The sequence below is a fragment of the Aggregatilinea sp. genome, from assembly GCF_036822615.1.
GTDB lineage: Bacteria > Chloroflexota > Anaerolineae > Aggregatilineales > Aggregatilineaceae > Aggregatilinea.
In genome coordinates this window covers 1-1,496 of record NZ_DAISHJ010000143.1, presented here as the reverse complement: position 1 = coordinate 1,496, position 1,496 = coordinate 1, and the positions used below count along the sequence as shown (strand labels likewise).

2 protein-coding genes are annotated in these 1,496 nt (G+C 66.7%); one reads left to right on the top strand and one right to left on the bottom strand.

Translation table 11 applies throughout. From position 1 onward, the window contains the following. A partial coding sequence (locus tag V7116_RS23225; RefSeq protein WP_324394374.1) for an aminoglycoside phosphotransferase family protein occupies positions 1-504 on the top strand: 504 nt, incomplete at its 5' end. Positions 505-706: 202 nt separating this feature from the next. On the opposite strand, the gene V7116_RS23220 is transcribed toward V7116_RS23225, so the two are convergent. Continuing rightward, positions 707-1,496, bottom strand: a 790-nt coding sequence (locus V7116_RS23220; RefSeq protein ID WP_324394373.1) for a glycine--tRNA ligase subunit beta, incomplete at its 5' end; no start/stop codon positions are given.

Sequence of the window (1,496 nt, the reverse complement as noted above, 5' to 3'; positions counted from 1 at the left end):
CCTGTCCCGCCGCTGCGTACGCTGCGGTTACGGTTCCGCTCGCTGTTCGACCGGGCCGCGCGCGATGAGGCGTCCGGCGAAAACTCGATCTACGTGCGCGGCGCACGGGCAGCGGAATACCTGCTTTCGACCGCGCGCGACGAGTGCGTGCTGCACGGCGACATCCAACACCACAACATCCGGCGGCATCTGGTGCGCGGCTGGCTGGCCTACGACGCGAAGGGGCTGTACGGCGAACGTTCCTACGACGCCGCGAATACGCTGTGCAACCCGTCACACGCCGACGACCGGGTGATCTCCGAAACGCGGATGCTCAAGGTAAGCGAGATTCTGGCGGACGGCATGGGCGTGGACCTGGGGCGGCTGCGGGCGTTCGTCTTCGCGTACGCGTGCCTCAGCGCAAGCTGGTTCGGGAACACGGTCAGCGCCGAGGATGAGCACGTCAAGCGCCAGATCCTCGCCGTGGCGCGCAACGCCGAGCGGCACGCAGATTTTTCCGCGTAGGCCACCTCGCCGAGAGGAAAAAAAACGGGCGGAGCAAGCCCCGCCCCTACGGATCACGCGCGATCTCCGGGGGTGAGGTCGCGGTGCGGACAGTGACGATCACGTAGGGGCGTATCGCAATACGCCCCTACCGAAATCACACCTGTTTGACGCAGGGGCAATTCGTGAACTGCCCATACGGGAATGCCTCATTTGCTGCGGGCTAGAACCCGGCGAGCTGGCTCAGGTCGGCGCGATCGTGCGCGAGGCCTGCGATCGCTTGCAGCAGCCCCAGGCGATTCTGGCGCACCGCCGCGTCCGGCGCGTTGACCAGCACCGCTTCGAAGAACTGTTGGATGGCCGGAACGGTCGGCGCAAACGCCGACAGGAACGCGCCCACGTTCGAGTCCGGCGAAAGCTGCGCGGCGGCGGCTTCGTACGCGGCGAACAGCGCGTGCTCGGCCTCGTCCTCGAACAGCGCCGGATCGACCGGATATGTCTCCGTTTCGGGCCGCGTGATGCGCACGCAGCGCGCATAGTTGTCCAGGATCGGCGACCAGTCCTCGCGCGCCACCCAGGCCGCCAGCTCGCGCACGCCCTCGATCACCCGCGCCGGACGCGCGCTCTGCTCGGCCAGCACCGCCGCGATCACGTCGTGCGCCCAGCCCTGTTCGTGCAGCAGCACGTCCAGCCGCCCGGCGATGAACGCCAGCACGTCGCGCTGCACGTCCTCGCTCACGGGGACCGGCTGCGCCTGCGCTACCCGCGCAATCGCCTGCGTCAGATCCAGGTCGATGCCGCGTCCCAGCAAAATCTGCACCACGCCCAGCGCCGCGTAGCAGTCGGGAATCGTGTCCACAATGATGCGCACCGCGATCAGGTCGAAGATCTGGTCGAAGCTCTTGTTCTGCTGGCGCATCTTGCGATAGATCGAGTAAAAGTGCTTGGGTCGGCCGTCGATGTCGGCGTCGATCTTCTGTTCGGCGAGCTTCTCCTTGAGCACGTCGATCACG